Consider the following 15,164-nt stretch of genomic DNA (forward strand, 5'->3'; position numbering starts at 1 on the left):
GTGCCGGATCAGCCGACTGCGCCGCCGGGCGGGATCGCCGGGACGATCGTCTTCACCGGGAGTTTGACCCGGGTGGAGCCCTGCCAGTATCCGACGGTCGCATGGCCGGTGGTCGGGTCGAGGAAGGTGCAGTTGACGTTGCCGTAGGCGGTGCTGCCCGCGGGGGCTGAGGTCTGGAAGGAACTGCTGACCCAGCGGCCCTGGTGATTGGCGGAGCCGCCGATGGCGGTGTAGTCGAACTCGCGGTAGGTGCCGGTGGTATTCGCGCTGTTCTCGACGGACATGTCGCAGGCGGCGGTTCTGCCGGAGGGGATGTAGACCTGCCAACTGAGAGTGACGGTGCCCGGGGCGGGGCTGGTGATACCTCCGTCGACGCCGTTGGTGGCGTGCGCGGTGGGGGCGAGGGCGGTGAGGGCGGCCAAGCCGGTGATGAGCAGGGTTGTCGTCGCGAGCTTCTTGATCGGCATCCGGGGGCTCCTACGGGTGGGATCGGGGCGTAGGTCAATCCAACGACGTGGGAGCGATCGGAGATACGGACCCGAGGGTGGTGCGCGCTGTACTCGGGGGTTCGCGTTCACCACCTAGGTGTGACAGCCAAAGCTCCATACGGCCGAGACGCGTCGAAAGCAGGTGGGGTGAGGCGATCGAGTTCGGTGAAGCCCGCGGAGGTGAGTGCTTCGGCGAAGCGGTCGACGGGCCAGCGGTACGCGGTCGTCACCTTGTGCGGAAACGGTTCGACAGCACTTTCGCCGGTGAAGAAGCCGACGACGAGCCGACCGCCGGGGCGGAGAACACGGCGGAATTCGGTGAGGACGGCCGGGATCTCGTGCGGCGGCAGATGAATGAGGGAGAACCAGGAGAGCAGGCCCGCGACGGATTCGTCCGGCGCGTCCACCGCGCGGATCGAACCGACCTCGAACGGAATCCCGGGGTAGGTCGCGCGGGCATGCTCGATGAATTCGGGGACCATGTCGAGGCCCTCGGCCGCGACACCCGCCTCGGTGAGGATGTGCGTGAAATGCCCCGGCCCGCAGCCGAGGTCGAGGACGGGACCCTCGGTGAGGTGACGGAGGACGAAAGCGGAGTCCTCGGGATCGACGGCGGCGGGAAAGCCGCAGACCTCGATGTAGAGCTCGTGCAAGTCGCTGTATGCCGCGCGGACGGTGTCATCAACCACGATGCGACCGTACCAACGCGAAACAGGGCGGTCGGTCTGTTGTTCGTTTGTGCGGGGAGGGACAGGGTAAGGCGGGAAGCGAGGAACCGACAAGCCAGACGAAGGGACCCGACCATGCCGATCAGGCCTGTCCGCCGCATTGCCCGCACACTGCTGGGGACGACGTTCATCGCCACCGGAGTGAACGGTTTGATGAATCCGAAGCCGCGTGCCGAGGCGGCCGCCGCCCTTGCCGACAAGGGGCGCGACAGCCTGCCCGACGCGCTGGCAGCCAAGGTCCCCGACGACCCCGGCAAGATGGTGCAGATCAACGCGATGGTGCAGGTGGCCGGTGGTCTGCTGCTGGCGAGCGGTCGCGCGCCCCGCCCCGCCGCCTTCCTGCTCGCCGCGACCGTCGTCCCGGGCACCGTCACCGAACAGGACTTCTGGTCCGAATCCGACCCCGATCGCAAGGCGGTGAAGCGAGCGGGGTTCCTCAAGGATCTCGGCCTGCTCGGCGGCCTGATGATCGCGGCGGCCGACACCGAGGGCAAACCGTCGCTGGGCTGGCGTGGCCGCCGCGCCGCCCACAAGCTGATGGATCGCAGCCCGAGCCTGGCCGAGCAGGTGCGCGACGAAGGAGTTGTGGTCCTCGACGCCGCCAAGACGCGCGGGTCGCAACTGGCCGAGGTAGCCAAGGAACGTGGCCCCCAGCTCGCGGAACTCGCCCGCGCCCGCAGCGAGCAACTGGCCGAACTGGCCAGGGAACGCGGCCCGCAGATCGCCGAAGCCGCCCGCGAACGCGGCGCGCACATCGCCGAGGTGGCGCGCGACCGTGGGCCGGAGGTTGCCGACGAGGCGCGCGGTCGCAGCTCGCACCTGGTCGAGGTGGCCAAGGAGCGCGGGGCGCAGCTGGCGGAGATCGCCAGGGAGCGTGGTTCGCAGGCGGCCGAGGTTGCGCGGGAACGCGGTTCGGAGGCGGCCGAGGTCGCACGGGAACGTGGCGCGGAGGCGGCCGAAGTTGCGCGGAAACGCGGCGCGCGGGCGGCTGAGGTCGCGCGCGAACGCGGCGAAGAGGCCAAGGTCCGCGGCAAGTACGCTGCCGAGCTCGCTCGCGAACGTGGTGAGGAAGCAAAGATTCGGGGCAAGTACGCCGCCGAGCTGGCCCGCGAGCGCGGTTCGGAACTGACCAACGGCAAGCACCGCCGCCTCCCCGCCGCAGCGGCCGATCTCGCCGACCTCGTCGAAAAGACCACGTCCACAACGGCATCCGCCGTCCGTCAGCGTTCGGCCCGCCGGTAGCCGATAGATCGACGCGCCCGAAAGGCCGACTGCCGGACCACGAATAGCCTCAAACCGCCGCACCGCCACAGCCGGTGCGGCGGTTTGCCGTGTCGGGCTGCTGCCCTTGGGGCTCCCCACAAGGATCTGCCCCGATATCCGTGGTCTGTCGGACCCGCCCCGCATGACGGAGCATGGAACTCGCGCGGGAGATCGGGTAATCCCGGCGAATCGGGTTTGATGCCGCGCTCAGGTGTGAATACTGGGCTTTCGCAGTTGTTTTCGGAGAGTGGGATTCATCAGATGTTGTCCGGTCGTGAAACGTCCAAGCCGTATGCCGTTCGAGTCGCGTTGGTCGCGGCGGCGGTGACGATCGGGGTGCTCGCTTCGGCGGGCCAGGCGGCCGCGCTACCCGGCTCGGGTTCGGCGAGTGGGTCGGCGGATCTGGCGACCGGGTCGGCCACCGGTTCGGCGCAGCTGGCGACGGGTTCGGCGGCGGGCTCCTCGGATACCGGTGCCGCGGGCGGTTACTTCGCCTGGCAGTCGTCGCAGTTCCTGAACAACACCCTGCGGTTCCTGCTGTCGCTGCCGCAGGGAAACCTGCGGTAGGACACCTACTTCCAGGCCTTTTCCCAGCGCTCGGCGGCCCAGTCGCGCACATCGGGACTCACCAGGATCGCGGGTAGCAGCAGCGCGAAACCGATCGCGAGCACCGCGAGCCGCACCCACACGCTGAGTTCGGCGAGCGCGCGCAACAAGGCGGGCAGCACGCACAGGGCCGCGAGGACGACCAGGATGATCGCGGCGAGGTTGCGGCCGGGCCCGGCGATCAGCGCCGCGCACGTACCGAAGCACAGTCCGAGTACGAGCCCGACGACGCCGACGAAGTAGTTGTCCCAGGCCAACCAGCCGGGGCGCGCTGTCCGTTGCGTGGCCACGGCCGCAGCTTAACTCGAGCAGCTACTGGTTTGCGGCGTCTCGGCTGGAGCCGTCGAGAAGCGGGCAGAAGGTGACGAGCGACCATTCCCGCCGGGGCACGATCGAGTCGTGCACCTGCATGGTCATCGCTACGGCGGCGCCGGTCTCCGGGTGCCGGATACGCTGCACGGGCCGGTCGAGGTGGGAGGGCACGTCGGGCTCGGTGGTCCAGAACCGTTCCCATTCCTCGGCGACCGCGCATGCCGCGAAGAGCCGGTCGATCCGCTCCTTGGGCACGACGCCGGGGCTCATCACCCGGAATCCGTAGACGCACAGGTGAACCTGCTTGTCCCAGTCGAGCATCACCTCGCGTGACCGCGGGTCGAGCAGCATCCATTCCAGCAGCGTGGTGCTGGTGTCGAGGCCGGGAAAGTACCGTGTCCAGGCCGAATTCGTGGCGACCACATCGTAGGTCGTGTACATCTGCAGGCTGGCGGGATACGAGATCGAGTTGAGCAGCACGAGATCGGCGGTGGGGATGTCGCTCGGGATGTCGGCCGCCGGGCTGCCGTAGCGGTCGGCCAGCGACAGCGACACCAGGTGATCACGGAAAAGTGCCGGCACGTCGAGTGCGTCGAACAGTGCGGTGAGCGCCTCCAGAGTCGGTGTGCGCGAACCCTGCTCGATCTTCTGGATCAGGGCGGGGGAGATGCCCGCCTGCGCGCTGAGTGCGACGCGGGTGAGGCCTGCCGCCTCGCGACGTTCGCGCAGGTACCTGGCGATCGGTAGGTGCGGGTCTTCCACGTCGCGGTCCTCTTTCGTGCGGTGGGACAAACTGGGACAGTCGTCTAGCTTGACCGACCGTACGGGTGTTCGCGAAAATTCTCGCAGCCGGGCGGGGCAGCGCCGGGCCGACTATCAGTAGTTCCGGAGCGGAACGGTCGCCGGAGGGGACGGCACGCGTGGTTGTCGCGCGCGCCGAGAGCGCCGTCGCCTGTCGAGGCGTCGATACCCGGGTGGCGCAGGGGTCCACCCGGTGATCACGATCCGCGTCCGCTCCGGGACCACGCTGCGAGATTCTTCCGTATCCAGGGAACCGCCGGCCCTCGCGATTCGTCTAATGAAGCAGAGACCGATGAAAGCGGGGGGCGATGACGCAGCTGCAGAGCAAGGGGACCGGGCGCGGTTCCAGATGGATCCTCGGTATTTCCGGCGTGCTCGCGGCCACGGCGGTGCTGGTCGCCGGGCTGGTGTGGTGGCAGCACGACTGGGGTGAGCCGTTCCCGGCCCTCGACAGCGAACACCTCGACGAACAGCAGATCGCGCTGGTCGACGTGTTGCGCCGCGAATACGAGAAGCCCGGTGACGGACCGAAGTACGCCGAGGGCGTGAAGGAGGCGTGGTGCGCCGACTTCGTCAGCTGGACCATGCGCGAGGCGGGCAGGCCCCTGAGCAACCCGAACTCCGGTTCCTGGCGCATCCCCGGGGTGTACACGCTGCAGGAGTACTACGAGACCGTCGGCCGGTTCACCCGTCCCGACGTGGGTTACCGGCCGCGCACCGGCGACGTGGTGCTCTACGGTCCCGACAGCCCGCTCGGTCAGCACACCAACATCGTGTTGAAGGCCGAGGGCGACACGATCACCACCATCGGCGGCAACGAGATGGGCACCATCCGGATCCGCACCATCGAGGTGAGCGAAACGCCCGACCTCGTGGGGTACGGGCGATTCTGAAAGTTACTGTCGCGCAAGGTAACCGACCCCACCGACGCGGCACGACCGGGCCGGTGCACGTACGATGGACCACGCGGCGCCCGGCAGCGCCGCAGCCGACCCCTCCGTCCTGCTTCCCCCTCATCGGCAGGACGGGGGAGTTGCGCCGACACCGGGCCGCGCACTCCGATCACGTACCGTGTTCGATGTGCGTGTGAAGGTGACCGGAGAAGCACCTCGTGACCCGAAGCGGATCGAGTACGCCGATTTCGGCGAGCGATTCGTCAGGTACGCGGTGACCGAGGACCGGATCGCCGCGGCCGTCGCGGGCATGACCGGGCGTGGTGTGCAGATCGGCCCCTTCTCCCTCGGCCCGGCGGGACTGGCCGGCTTCGCCGCCGAAGGCACCCTCGGCACCCCGGTGGTCACCCGCAATCCCGGCGACGCGCTCACCTTCGGCGTGAAGGTCCCCCTCAAACTCGCGGTGAACCTGATTCTCGGCGGCCGCAAACTCGGTGTGGCCGCCGTCGTCGAGATCGCCCTCACCCTGCACGCCCGCACTGCCGCACCGCTGCTCCTCGTCATGGACGTCGGCACAGTGACGGCCAAGGACGTGAGTTTCACGCTGCGTGCCGAGGCCATCGACACCGCCTGGGAAATGCTGCTCGACCCCATCGCGGGCCTCGTTCAGCGCGAGGTCGCGGGCCGGGTCAACGCCATCATCAGCGATCCCAAGGCGCGAGCCGAGCGCGTGTTCGACATCGAGGCGATCCTCGACGGTTATCGCTCCCCGCACCGCAACGACACCGTGTTCGACTGGATCGACCACCGCGAATTCGGTCTGCGCTTCTTCACCCAGATCGTCACCCGCGACCGCGTGCACAGCGTGGTCGCCCAGATGGCGGGCGGTGAGATCGCGATCGGACCACTGTCGGAGGGCCCGCGCGGCGCGGCGACGGTGACCGTACGCGGCGCGATCGAGCAGCCGCGAGTGGTCGAGCGCGGCGCGGCCGTACCCGGCGAGCTGCGGGTGTTCGACATGACCCTGCCGGTCGGCCTCGACATCACCGTCGACGTGCTCAAAGCCAACCACTACCGCGCCGACCTCGAGATCCCCCTCGTCCTCACGGCGCGCGCCGCCGAACCCTTGCAGATCGTGATCGAGGTGCCGCCGCCCGCCATCGAGGACATTTCGATGGAGTTCACCGCCAAGGGTTTGCGCGCGGCGACGCTCGCCCGCCTGGCAGGCATCAAAAAACAGGTGATGGCCCAGGTCGTCGCCGTGGTGAGTACCGAGCTCGCCGATCCGACGGGCCGGACCATCGACGTCGGCGCCGCCATCGACGGCGCCACCTGACCTGTGACCGATGGTGCTGCTGTGATTACTGGGTCTAGCGGTGCCGGTGTGAGCTGTGGTGAAATGAGTCGCACGTTCTAGGCTCCCGGCGCGTACGGGGTTGACGCGCCGGGCTCGCTTGCCGGTTGTGGTCGGGTTGCGCGAAGGAGTCCTGTGATGCGTTCTGGTTCGGTCACCCGGCGTGAGTTCTTCGGATTCGCCGCCGCCGCGACAACTCTCGGCCTCGGACTGGCTGCCACGCCTGCCGCGGCACAGTCCTACGGCACCCTGGTCGACTACGCGGCCGGTGTCCCCTCGGCCGAGGCGATCAAGGCCGCGGGCCACATCGGCGTGATCCGCTACGTCTCCGACCGCAGGCCGGGCGCCGAGTGGATGGAGGGCAAACCGCTGCTGCCCGGCGAAGTGGAAGACCTATGGGCGCACGGGTTGTCGATCGTGTCGAACTACCAGTTCGGCAAGGGCCCGACCGCCGACTGGCGTGGTGGCCTCGAAGCCGGCAAGCAGCACGCCGAACGCGGCTGGGAACTGCACACCGCCGCAGGCGGACCCGACACCGCCCCGATCTACGCCTCCATCGACGACAACCCCTCCGAGCAGGAGTTCGACGAGATGATCGCGCCCTATATCGAGGGCTGGCAGTCGGTGCTCGGCCCCGACCTCGTCGGCATCTACGCCAACACACCGACGATCGACCGCGCCCTCGCCGCGGGCCTCGGTTCCTGGTTCTGGCAGCACAATTGGGGCACCCCGAGAGGTTTCGTGCACGACAACGCCCACCTGCACCAGTTCGAGATCGACAAGCGCGCCATCGACGGCGTCGGCGTCGACGTGAACACCGTGCTGGCCTCGGACTACGGCCAGTGGTGACCCCCTGAAACAACTCGAGCCCGGCACCGTTCGTGAGAACGGGACCGGGCTCGAGTTCTGCCTACCTACACGGTGAAGAATCCGAGGGTCGGCATGAAGTTGCAGGTGCGCGGGGCGGCGCCCTCGGCGGCGGTGGTCAGCGAGCCGGAGATCACCGCGACCACCCGGCCGTGACCGGTGTTGGCGATGGTCGACAGCGTGGCGGGCCCACCGGGGTTGATCTTCGCCTCGTCGGTGAGCGTCTGCACGCCCGACTGACGGGTGTCGAGGTTGAGCCACTGCACCGTCATCGGCGGGTTCTGTTCGGCGGTCGGCGCCTTGGTGCCGAGCGCGGTGAACACGAAACCGGCCTGTCCGGCGGCGGGGCCGGGCGGGGGCAGCTGGGCCGGGCCGGGGACCGCGAGCGCGGTGCCGACCGAGTCGGCGCCGTCACCGATGCACGCCTTGCCGATGGTCGGGTACAGGAACTGCGCGATGACCGGGCCGTTCTCGGGGATGTCGGGGCCACCACCGCCGCTGCCGTCGAGGAAGGTGATGATCCGCTCCAGCGTCGCCTTGATGGCGGGCGGCAGATTCATGGTCGCCAGCAGGACCCGCGCCTGATCGAGCAGGGCGGTCTGCGGGCTCGCGACATCGGCGGGACCGGCGATCAGTCCGGTCACAGCGGGCGCGAAAGCGGCGAGCGCGTCGACCGGGACGCCCTCGGGCACCATCGGCACGCTGACCGGGGCCGCCTGTGCGGCGGGCGCGGCCGTTGTCGACGCGGGCACGGCGAGCATGGCGCCTGCCGCGAGGGCGAGAGCGGTCGTTGCGATCCGCGATGCTCGGCTACGAAGCACTTGTCCAGCCGTCCTTACCTCGGTGTTGCGATGGGCGAGGGTTGTCGGTCCCCATGACGGGGTCACTCTAAGGACAACGCTGCCGTGTTGTACAGCCGCCGGGCCCGTGAAGGCATCCCGGCCGAAAATACTCTGCATCGAAGCTAGCCCTGCAAGGTGTTACCCGTGGGGACGTTGATGCAACTGTGACCAGCAGTGTCGCGCAGCGAAAACTGGATCCTTGGTTTTCGGCCCGCCTCGATTCCGGAGCGACGGAGCGAAGGAGCGAGGCGACTGAGCGGAGGAGTGAAGAATCGAGGCCCGCCAGGGCCGAAAACCCGCGGCGCCAGCCGCCAAACTATTGTGATCTGGCACCGCGTACGCGCCATTTCATACGACCGAAAGCACGGCCTTGAACCGACACCTCCGATGGGCTCTCGCGCTGCTCGGATTGTCCGTGCTCGCCCGGCTGGCCTGGATGCTGTTCGCGCCCAACGGGCTCAACGTCGTCGACCTGCATGTGTACGTCGATGGTTCGGCCTCGCTGCTCACCGATCGTCTCTACGACTTCACCTACGCGGAGAAGACGCCCGACTTCCCGCTGCCGTTCACGTATCCGCCGTTCGCCGCGCTGGTCTTCTTCCCTCTGCACTACCTGCCGTTTTCGGTGGTCGCGGTGGGCTGGATGCTGGCGACCGTCGCCGCGCTCTACGGCGTGATCGCGATCAGTTTCGAACTGTTGCTCGGTAAGAAGACCGCGCGGGAAACGACGTGGGTCACCGCCGCGGTCGGCTGGACCGCGCTGGGTGTGTGGCTCGAGCCGGTGCGCACGACCATCGACTATGGCCAGGTGAATGTGTTCCTGGTGTTCGGGGCGATGCTCGCGGTGCGCAGTTCCCGGTGGTGGGTCTCCGGTGGGCTCGTCGGTGTGATCGCGGGGATCAAATTGACGCCTGCGATCACCGGCCTCTATTTCGTCGCTCGCCGCCGGTGGGCGACCGTGGTGTGGTCGGCGGCGGCGTTCGGGCTGACGGTTGCTGTGAGTTTTCTCATCAATGCCCATGAAGCCGAGCGCTATTTCGGCACGCTGCTCGGTGACGCCGACCGGATCGGCCCGGTGGGTTCGGTCTGGAATCAGTCGTTGCGCGGCGCGCTGAGCCGCATCCTCGGCTACGACGTCGGTTCGGGCCCGTGGTGGATCGCCGGTGTGCTGCTCACCGCCGTGCTGGCGTTCCTGGCCTGGCGCACCCTCGGCCCCGACGACCGGCTCGGCACCCTGGTGCTGGTGCAACTGTTCGGCCTGATGATCTCGCCGATCTCCTGGTCGCACCACTGGGTGTGGCTGATCCCCACTGTGTTGTGGCTGCTCTACGGCCCGCTGAAGGCCGAGCGCATGGCGCGCGTGCTGGCCGCGTTCTGGGTGCTGACGATGCTGGTCGGCGTGCCGTGGGTGCTGTCGTTCGCGCAGCCGACGATCTGGGAGATCCCGCGTCCGTGGGTGCTGGCCTGGCTCGGCGCGGTGGATGTGATCGGGGTGTTCGTGCTGCTCGGCTGGCTGGTGTGGCACGGGCGCGACACGCTCGCCGCGCAGGTGCGTGGCCGTCGCGCGGTGGAGGTTCCGGCGGGCTGACTCAGCCCCCGACCAGGTCGTCGATGACGTGCGCCATCGCCGTGTCCTGCCCGGTGAGCCCGCCCGCGGAATGCGTGCTGAGCGTGAAACGGATTGTGCGCCAACGGATATCGATGTCGGGATGATGATCGGCCTGCTCGGCCGCGGTGGCGACCCTGCGGACCAGTTCGATTCCGTCGAGGAAGCTCGGGGCTTTCACCGTCCGGGTGATGGCGTCGCCGTCGCGCGACCAGTCCGGCAGTGTGGCCAGGGCGATGGTGATCTCGGGGTCGGAGAGCAGCGGAGTACCCATAAGTGCAGTTCTACGCCTCATCGGGGCGCGGCGCATCGCCCGTCGTCGGATGCTCAGGCGGCGCGCGCCTGTTTCAGGGCCTTTTTGAGATCTTTACCGCACACACCGGCGGCTTCGGCCTTCTTCATACGCATGATGACGACGGGGCATTTGAAGCAGCGCGTCTTCTTTCTGCAGCACTTTTTCTTCGGCTTGAGGCTGGAAACCTTCTTCGCCTTTACCTTGCCCACGCGGGTTAGCTTACCCTAAGTACAAAGGCTGACACGTGCCTGCCACTTCGGTACCGGTAGTCTGGAACAGGCCGCGAGCAAGATTCATGCGTGCCAAATACATCAACAGCAGGAGGATCCAGGCGTGTCGTCTACACGCGATTTCCGCAACGTCGCCATCGTGGCCCACGTCGACCACGGCAAGACGACCCTGGTCGACGCCATGCTTCGTCAGTCGGGCGCGTTCGCTGAGCGGGCCGAACTGGTCGACCGAGTCATGGACTCCGGTGACCTCGAGCGCGAGAAGGGCATCACCATTCTCGCGAAGAACACCGCCGTCCACCGGCACCACCCCGACGGTTCCGTCACCGTCATCAATGTCATCGATACCCCGGGCCACGCCGACTTCGGTGGTGAGGTCGAACGTGGCCTTTCCATGGTCGACGGTGTCGTCCTGCTCGTCGACGCGTCCGAGGGCCCGCTCCCGCAGACCCGGTTCGTGCTGCGCAAGGCGCTCGCGGCCAAGCTGCCGGTGATCCTGGTCGTCAACAAGACCGACCGGCCCGACGCCCGTATCGCCGAGGTCGTCGAGGAGTCGCACGATCTGCTGCTCGACCTGGCTTCCGACCTCGACGACGAGGCCGCCGAAGCCGCCGAGCTGGCGCTGGACCTGCCGGTCCTGTACGCCTCGGGCCGTGAGGGCAAGGCGTCCAAGGAGCAGCCGGAGAACGGTTCCGCTCCCGCCGCCGAGAACCTCGACGCCCTGTTCGACGTGCTGCTGGAATACATCCCGGCGCCCAAGAGCAACAAGGACGCGCCGCTGCAGGCGCACGTCACCAACCTCGACGCGTCGGCCTTCCTCGGCCGTCTCGCGCTGGTCCGCATCTACAGCGGTGAGCTGCGTAAGGGCCAGAACGTGGCCTGGATCAACGCCGACGGCGTCAAGACCGTCAAGATCACCGAGCTGCTGCAGACCGTCGGTGTCGAGCGTCAGCCGGGCGAGGTCGCCGAGGCCGGTGACATCGTCGCCATCGCAGGCATCCCCGACATCATGATCGGCGACACCCTCGCCGACGTGGAGAACCCGGTCGCGCTGCCGCGCATCTCGGTCGACGAGCCGGCCATCTCGGTGGTCATCGGCACCAACACCTCGCCGCTGGTCGGCCGGGTGCAGGGCCACAAGCTCACCGCCCGCATGGTGAAGGCGCGCCTGGATCAGGAACTGATCGGCAACGTGTCGCTGCGCGTGCTCGACATCGGCCGTCCCGACGCCTGGGAGGTGCAGGGCCGTGGTGAGCTGGCGCTGGCCATCCTGGTCGAGCAGATGCGCCGCGAGGGCTTCGAGCTCACCGTCGGCAAGCCGCAGGTGGTCACCAAGCAGGTGGACGGCAAGACCCACGAGCCGTTCGAAGAGCTGACCATCGACTGCCCCGACGAGTACCTGGGCGCCATCACCCAGCTGCTGGCCGCCCGCAAGGGCAAGATGGTGCAGATGAGCAACCATGCCGCCGGTTGGGTGCGCATGGAGTTCATCGTCCCCTCGCGTGGCCTGATCGGCTTCCGCACGGTGTTCCTCACCGAGACCCGCGGCACCGGCATCGCCAACGCCGTGTCCCACGGGTACGCCCCGTGGGCCGGTGAGATCCGCGCTCGCCACACCGGTTCGCTGGTGTCGGACCGCGCGGGCACCGTCACCCCGTTCGCGATGATCCAGCTGGCCGATCGTGGTCAGTTCTTCGTCGAGCCGGGTGCGGACACCTATGAGGGCATGGTCGTCGGTATCAACCCGCGTGCCGAGGATCTCGATATCAACGTGACCCGCGAGAAGAAGCTGACCAACATGCGCAGCGCGACCGCGGACACCTTCGAGACCATGGCCAAGCCCCTGCAACTCGACCTCGAGCTGGCGATGGAGTTCTGTGCCGGCGACGAGTGCGTGGAGGTCACCCCCGAGGTTGTCCGCGTGCGCAAGGTCGTGCTCGGCGCCAACGAGCGGGCGCGTGACCTGTCGCGCCGCAAAGCCCGCGACAAGGCCGCCGCAGGATCATAAGCGGCTGGCGCCGCGGGGTTCGGGCCTGAACCCTCACCTCTTCCCTCCCTCCGGGCACTCCTTCGTCGCACCCTCCGGTCAGTCCAGAGGCGAGGGACGGCCCGAACCCAAGGCGGTTGGATGGTACTCAGTACCGTCCAACCGCCTTTTTCGTGCTCGAATCCGGCGGCGCCGACCGAAGCGCAATCCCGTAGAGTGCGGGGCGTGGTGAGTCCGGGGTGGTGCGCAAAGTGGCGCGTGTCGGTGCTGGCGATGATCGCCTCGACGGTGGTCGTGGCCGGGTGCACCGCGAATCCACCGCCACCGATCGAGAGCACCGACTCACCCAAGACCACCCAGGCCAAGCCGGGCAAGAACACCGTTGTCGTCGCGATCGACGACATCGGGATCGGATTCAACCCGCATCTGCGTTCGGACCAGTCGCCCGCGACCAACGCGGTGAGCTCGATGGTGTTGCCGAGCCCGTTCCGGCCGGTGCCCAATCCCGCGCACCCCGGCGTGGTGGATTTCGTGCCCGACTCGGCGCTGATCGTGTCGGCCGATGTGACCTCGCAAGAACCGTTCACCATCACCTATACCCTGCGTAATCAGGCGAATTGGTCCGACGGCGCGCCGATCGCCGCCGAGGACTTCCGGTTCCTGTGGCAGCAGATGATCTCTCAGCCCGGTGTGGTCGATCCGGCGGGGTACCGGCTGATCTCCGACGTGGCGTCCTCCGGTGGGGGCAAAACGGTCACGGTGACGCTGACCCAGCCGTACCCGGCATGGCGTGAGCTGTTCGCGAACCTGCTGCCCTCGCATCTGGTGAAGGACTCCCCGGGCGGATTCACCAGCGGACTCGTCGACCGGATCCCGGTGTCGGGCGGCAACTTCACGATCAAGTCCGTGGATCGCGGGCGCGACGAGATCCTGCTCGAACGCAACGACCGGTTCTGGGGTACTCCGGCCGCACCGGACCAGATCCTGTTGCGCCGCGGCGGATCTCCCTCCCAGCTCGCCGAATCCCTGCGCACCGGTGACGCGCAGATGGCGCTGGTGCACGGCGGTGTCGCCACCCAGGCGCAGCTCGCGGCCATCCCGTCGGTGCGCACGACGATCATGCCGCAGGCGCGGGAACTGCAGCTCACTCTCAACGGCCGCTCCGGCGACCTGGTCGACGTGCGCGTGCGCAAAGCGCTGCTCGCCCTGCTCGATCCTGCCCTGCTCGCCACCGTCGGGGCGCAGAGCGGTGGCTGGGTGGAACCCGCTCGCGCCCAAGTACTTCCACCGTCGAGCCCCGGTTATCTGCCGACCGCCCCGCCCCGGCTCAGCGCCGACGAGGCGTTCGCCCTGTTGGCCGAGGCCGGTTTCGGGCGGGCCCCGGAGACACCGCAGACGAGTTCGCCCACTTCGCCCGCACCGCAACCACGTTCGGTGGCGCGCAACGGCAAGGGTTTGTCGGTGCGCATCGGCGCGGTCGCCGAGGACGAGGCTGCGCTGGCTGTCGCCAATACCGCCGCCGACCAATTGCGCAGTGCCGGAATCGATGCCACCGTGCGCGGGGTCGCCGCCGACGAACTCTACGGTCGAGAACTCACCGAGTCGTCGGTCGACGCGATCGTCGGGTGGGAGCTCGCGGGCGGTGATCCGGCGACCGTGCTCGCCTCCCGGTACGGATGTCCGCCGGTGGAGCCGCCGGGCGCCGACGGCCCGGTGCTCGCGGCGGCCGAGGCCTACCGGCAGGCGCCGAGCAATGTCGGTGGAGTGTGCGATCCGGGCCTGCAGCCGTCGATCGACGAGGCGCTGCGCGGGATCGAGGTGGGTCGGATCGTGGCCGAGGCCGAGCCCAAGCTGTGGGAACTGTCGACGGTGCTGCCGATCGTGCAGGACAACGTCGTCGCGGCGGCGGGCCCGCGCGTGGACGGTGCGTCGCTGTCGGGCGCCATCCAGGTCGGCATCTTCGGTGACACGGCACAGTGGCGGAGGATCCCATGACGCGCGAGACCGGTGGCCTGCTCCTGGTGCACGCCCACCCCGACGACGAAACCCTCACCACCGGTGGCACTATCGCGCACTACCGCCGTCGTGGTGTGCCGGTGACCGTGGTGACCTGCACGCTCGGTGAGGAAGGCGAGGTCATCGGCGAGCGCTGGGCGCGCCTGGTCGCCGACGAGGCCGACCAGCTCGGCGGCTACCGCATCAGCGAACTCACCGCCGCCCTCGCCGCGCTCGACGCGGGTGAACCGCTCTTCCTCGGCGGGCCGGGTCGCTGGCGTGATTCCGGGATGGCGGGCACGCCGTCGGCCGAGCATCCGCGCGCGTTCGTGAACTCCGGTGACGCGGCGGTCGACGAACTCGTGGCGGTGTTGCTGGAACTGCGCCCGCGCGTGGTCGTCACCTACGACCCGCGCGGCGGCTACGGCCATCCCGACCACATCCGGGCACACCACGTCACCACCGCCGCCGTGGCCGCGGCCGCGGAACAGGGCTACGACGTGCCCAAGTTCTACTGGACAGTCACCGACGCCGACCTGCTGCGCCAGCACACCGCCGCTCTCGCCCGCCGCACCGTCGACGGGCTGCCCGGCGCCCTGCCCGAGGGATGGCGGCTGCCCGTGGAGGCGGAGCTGGCGGCGATGTCGACCACCGCCGGGGTGAGCACCGTGGTCGAGGTGTCGGACGTGCTCGCCGCCAAGCGTGCGGCCATGCGCGCGCACGCCACCCAGGTGACCCTCGCGCCGAGCGGCCGGGAGTTCGCGCTGTCGAACAACATCGCCCTGCCGGTGCTGCCGGAGGAACATTTCACCCTGGTGCGTGGTACCCGTGGGCCGGTCGGCGACGACGGGTTCGAGCACGACCTGTTCGCCGGCCTCGAATGAGCCGACCGGCCGA

16 protein-coding genes are annotated in these 15,164 nt (G+C 68.5%); 9 read left to right on the forward strand and 7 right to left on the reverse strand.

The features are described from left to right. Window positions 1–8: 8 nt before the first annotated feature. Together LDL21_RS03460 and LDL21_RS03465 are read right to left on the reverse strand one after the other, a co-directional pair. Complete coding sequence (locus LDL21_RS03460; protein ID WP_181696568.1) at window positions 9–467, reverse strand: hypothetical protein; 459 nt, start codon at window positions 465–467, stop codon at window positions 9–11. A gap of 107 nt (window positions 468–574) precedes the next feature. After that, window positions 575–1,177 (reverse strand): class I SAM-dependent methyltransferase, encoded by a 603-nt coding sequence (locus tag LDL21_RS03465; RefSeq protein WP_181696567.1) that lies wholly within the window; start codon window positions 1,175–1,177, stop codon window positions 575–577. 114 nt (window positions 1,178–1,291) lie between these two features. Between LDL21_RS03465 and LDL21_RS03470 the strand changes: the two genes are divergently transcribed. Continuing rightward, the gene (locus tag LDL21_RS03470) at window positions 1,292–2,458 is read left to right on the forward strand and encodes a DoxX family membrane protein (protein ID WP_181696566.1); all 1,167 of its coding nucleotides are present in this window, start codon (window positions 1,292–1,294) and stop codon (window positions 2,456–2,458) included. A gap of 282 nt (window positions 2,459–2,740) precedes the next feature. Further along, on the forward strand, window positions 2,741–3,046 hold the full coding sequence (locus tag LDL21_RS03475) for a hypothetical protein (protein ID WP_225278765.1): 306 nt from the start codon (window positions 2,741–2,743) through the stop codon (window positions 3,044–3,046). A gap of 5 nt (window positions 3,047–3,051) precedes the next feature. On the opposite strand, the gene LDL21_RS03480 is transcribed toward LDL21_RS03475, so the two are convergent. Continuing rightward, on the reverse strand, window positions 3,052–3,375 hold the full coding sequence (locus LDL21_RS03480) for a hypothetical protein (RefSeq protein ID WP_181696564.1): 324 nt from the start codon (window positions 3,373–3,375) through the stop codon (window positions 3,052–3,054). A 22-nt stretch (window positions 3,376–3,397) separates the two neighbouring features. After that, complete coding sequence (locus LDL21_RS03485) at window positions 3,398–4,189, reverse strand: helix-turn-helix domain-containing protein (RefSeq protein WP_220139010.1); 792 nt, start codon at window positions 4,187–4,189, stop codon at window positions 3,398–3,400. A gap of 317 nt (window positions 4,190–4,506) precedes the next feature. Between LDL21_RS03485 and LDL21_RS03490 the strand changes: the two genes are divergently transcribed. From LDL21_RS03490 to LDL21_RS03500, 3 genes are all read left to right on the forward strand, one after another. Further along, window positions 4,507–5,091, forward strand: a complete 585-nt coding sequence (locus tag LDL21_RS03490; RefSeq protein WP_225278766.1) for a CHAP domain-containing protein — start codon at window positions 4,507–4,509, stop codon at window positions 5,089–5,091. A 187-nt stretch (window positions 5,092–5,278) separates the two neighbouring features. Next, on the forward strand, window positions 5,279–6,427 hold the full coding sequence (locus LDL21_RS03495) for a hypothetical protein (protein WP_225278767.1): 1,149 nt from the start codon (window positions 5,279–5,281) through the stop codon (window positions 6,425–6,427). Between the two features lie 156 nt (window positions 6,428–6,583). Continuing rightward, window positions 6,584–7,294 (forward strand): DUF1906 domain-containing protein, encoded by a 711-nt coding sequence (locus tag LDL21_RS03500; protein WP_181696562.1) that lies wholly within the window; start codon window positions 6,584–6,586, stop codon window positions 7,292–7,294. A gap of 65 nt (window positions 7,295–7,359) precedes the next feature. Here the strand turns inward: LDL21_RS03500 and LDL21_RS03505 are convergent, their stop codons facing one another. Then, window positions 7,360–8,133 (reverse strand): Rv1157c family protein, encoded by a 774-nt coding sequence (locus LDL21_RS03505; protein WP_067485726.1) that lies wholly within the window; start codon window positions 8,131–8,133, stop codon window positions 7,360–7,362. A 391-nt stretch (window positions 8,134–8,524) separates the two neighbouring features. Between LDL21_RS03505 and LDL21_RS03510 the strand changes: the two genes are divergently transcribed. Further along, a complete protein-coding gene (locus LDL21_RS03510) occupies window positions 8,525–9,742 on the forward strand; it encodes a mannosyltransferase (protein ID WP_181696561.1) in 1,218 nt (405 codons plus the stop codon). Between the two features lies 1 nt (window position 9,743). On the opposite strand, the gene LDL21_RS03515 is transcribed toward LDL21_RS03510, so the two are convergent. Continuing rightward, the gene (locus tag LDL21_RS03515) at window positions 9,744–10,034 is read right to left on the reverse strand and encodes a 4a-hydroxytetrahydrobiopterin dehydratase (protein ID WP_181696560.1); all 291 of its coding nucleotides are present in this window, start codon (window positions 10,032–10,034) and stop codon (window positions 9,744–9,746) included. A 53-nt stretch (window positions 10,035–10,087) separates the two neighbouring features. Then, complete coding sequence (locus LDL21_RS03520) at window positions 10,088–10,264, reverse strand: hypothetical protein (protein ID WP_181696559.1); 177 nt, start codon at window positions 10,262–10,264, stop codon at window positions 10,088–10,090. A 124-nt stretch (window positions 10,265–10,388) separates the two neighbouring features. Between LDL21_RS03520 and typA the strand changes: the two genes are divergently transcribed. From typA to mshB, 3 genes are all read left to right on the forward strand, one after another. Then, window positions 10,389–12,293, forward strand: coding sequence for a translational GTPase TypA (gene typA / locus LDL21_RS03525; RefSeq protein ID WP_181696558.1), 1,905 nt, complete (start codon window positions 10,389–10,391; stop codon window positions 12,291–12,293). A 252-nt stretch (window positions 12,294–12,545) separates the two neighbouring features. Further along, complete coding sequence (locus LDL21_RS03530) at window positions 12,546–14,267, forward strand: ABC transporter family substrate-binding protein (RefSeq protein WP_181696772.1); 1,722 nt, start codon at window positions 12,546–12,548, stop codon at window positions 14,265–14,267. After that, complete coding sequence (mshB, locus tag LDL21_RS03535) at window positions 14,264–15,151, forward strand: N-acetyl-1-D-myo-inositol-2-amino-2-deoxy-alpha-D-glucopyranoside deacetylase (RefSeq protein WP_225278768.1); 888 nt, start codon at window positions 14,264–14,266, stop codon at window positions 15,149–15,151. Before LDL21_RS03530 ends, mshB begins: the two co-directional genes overlap by 4 nt. Window positions 15,152–15,164 lie beyond the last annotated feature (13 nt).

Source organism: Nocardia rosealba (assembly GCF_020216065.1).
In the GTDB taxonomy this organism is placed as follows: domain Bacteria; phylum Actinomycetota; class Actinomycetes; order Mycobacteriales; family Mycobacteriaceae; genus Nocardia; species Nocardia rosealba.

Bases quoted from the DNA above. Each gene is read 5' to 3' on its own strand.
- LDL21_RS03460 (WP_181696568.1), bottom strand. From the start codon at position 467: ATGCCGATCAAGAAGCTCGCGACGACAACCCTGCTCATCACCGGCTTG.
- LDL21_RS03470 (WP_181696566.1), top strand. From the start codon at position 1,292: ATGCCGATCAGGCCTGTCCGCCGCATTGCCCGCACACTGCTGGGGACG.
- LDL21_RS03475 (WP_225278765.1), top strand. From the start codon at position 2,741: ATGTTGTCCGGTCGTGAAACGTCCAAGCCGTATGCCGTTCGAGTCGCG.
- LDL21_RS03490 (WP_225278766.1), top strand. From the start codon at position 4,507: ATGACGCAGCTGCAGAGCAAGGGGACCGGGCGCGGTTCCAGATGGATC.
- LDL21_RS03500 (WP_181696562.1), top strand. From the start codon at position 6,584: ATGCGTTCTGGTTCGGTCACCCGGCGTGAGTTCTTCGGATTCGCCGCC.
- LDL21_RS03515 (WP_181696560.1), bottom strand. From the start codon at position 10,034: ATGGGTACTCCGCTGCTCTCCGACCCCGAGATCACCATCGCCCTGGCC.
- LDL21_RS03530 (WP_181696772.1), top strand. From the start codon at position 12,546: ATGATCGCCTCGACGGTGGTCGTGGCCGGGTGCACCGCGAATCCACCG.
- mshB (WP_225278768.1), top strand. From the start codon at position 14,264: ATGACGCGCGAGACCGGTGGCCTGCTCCTGGTGCACGCCCACCCCGAC.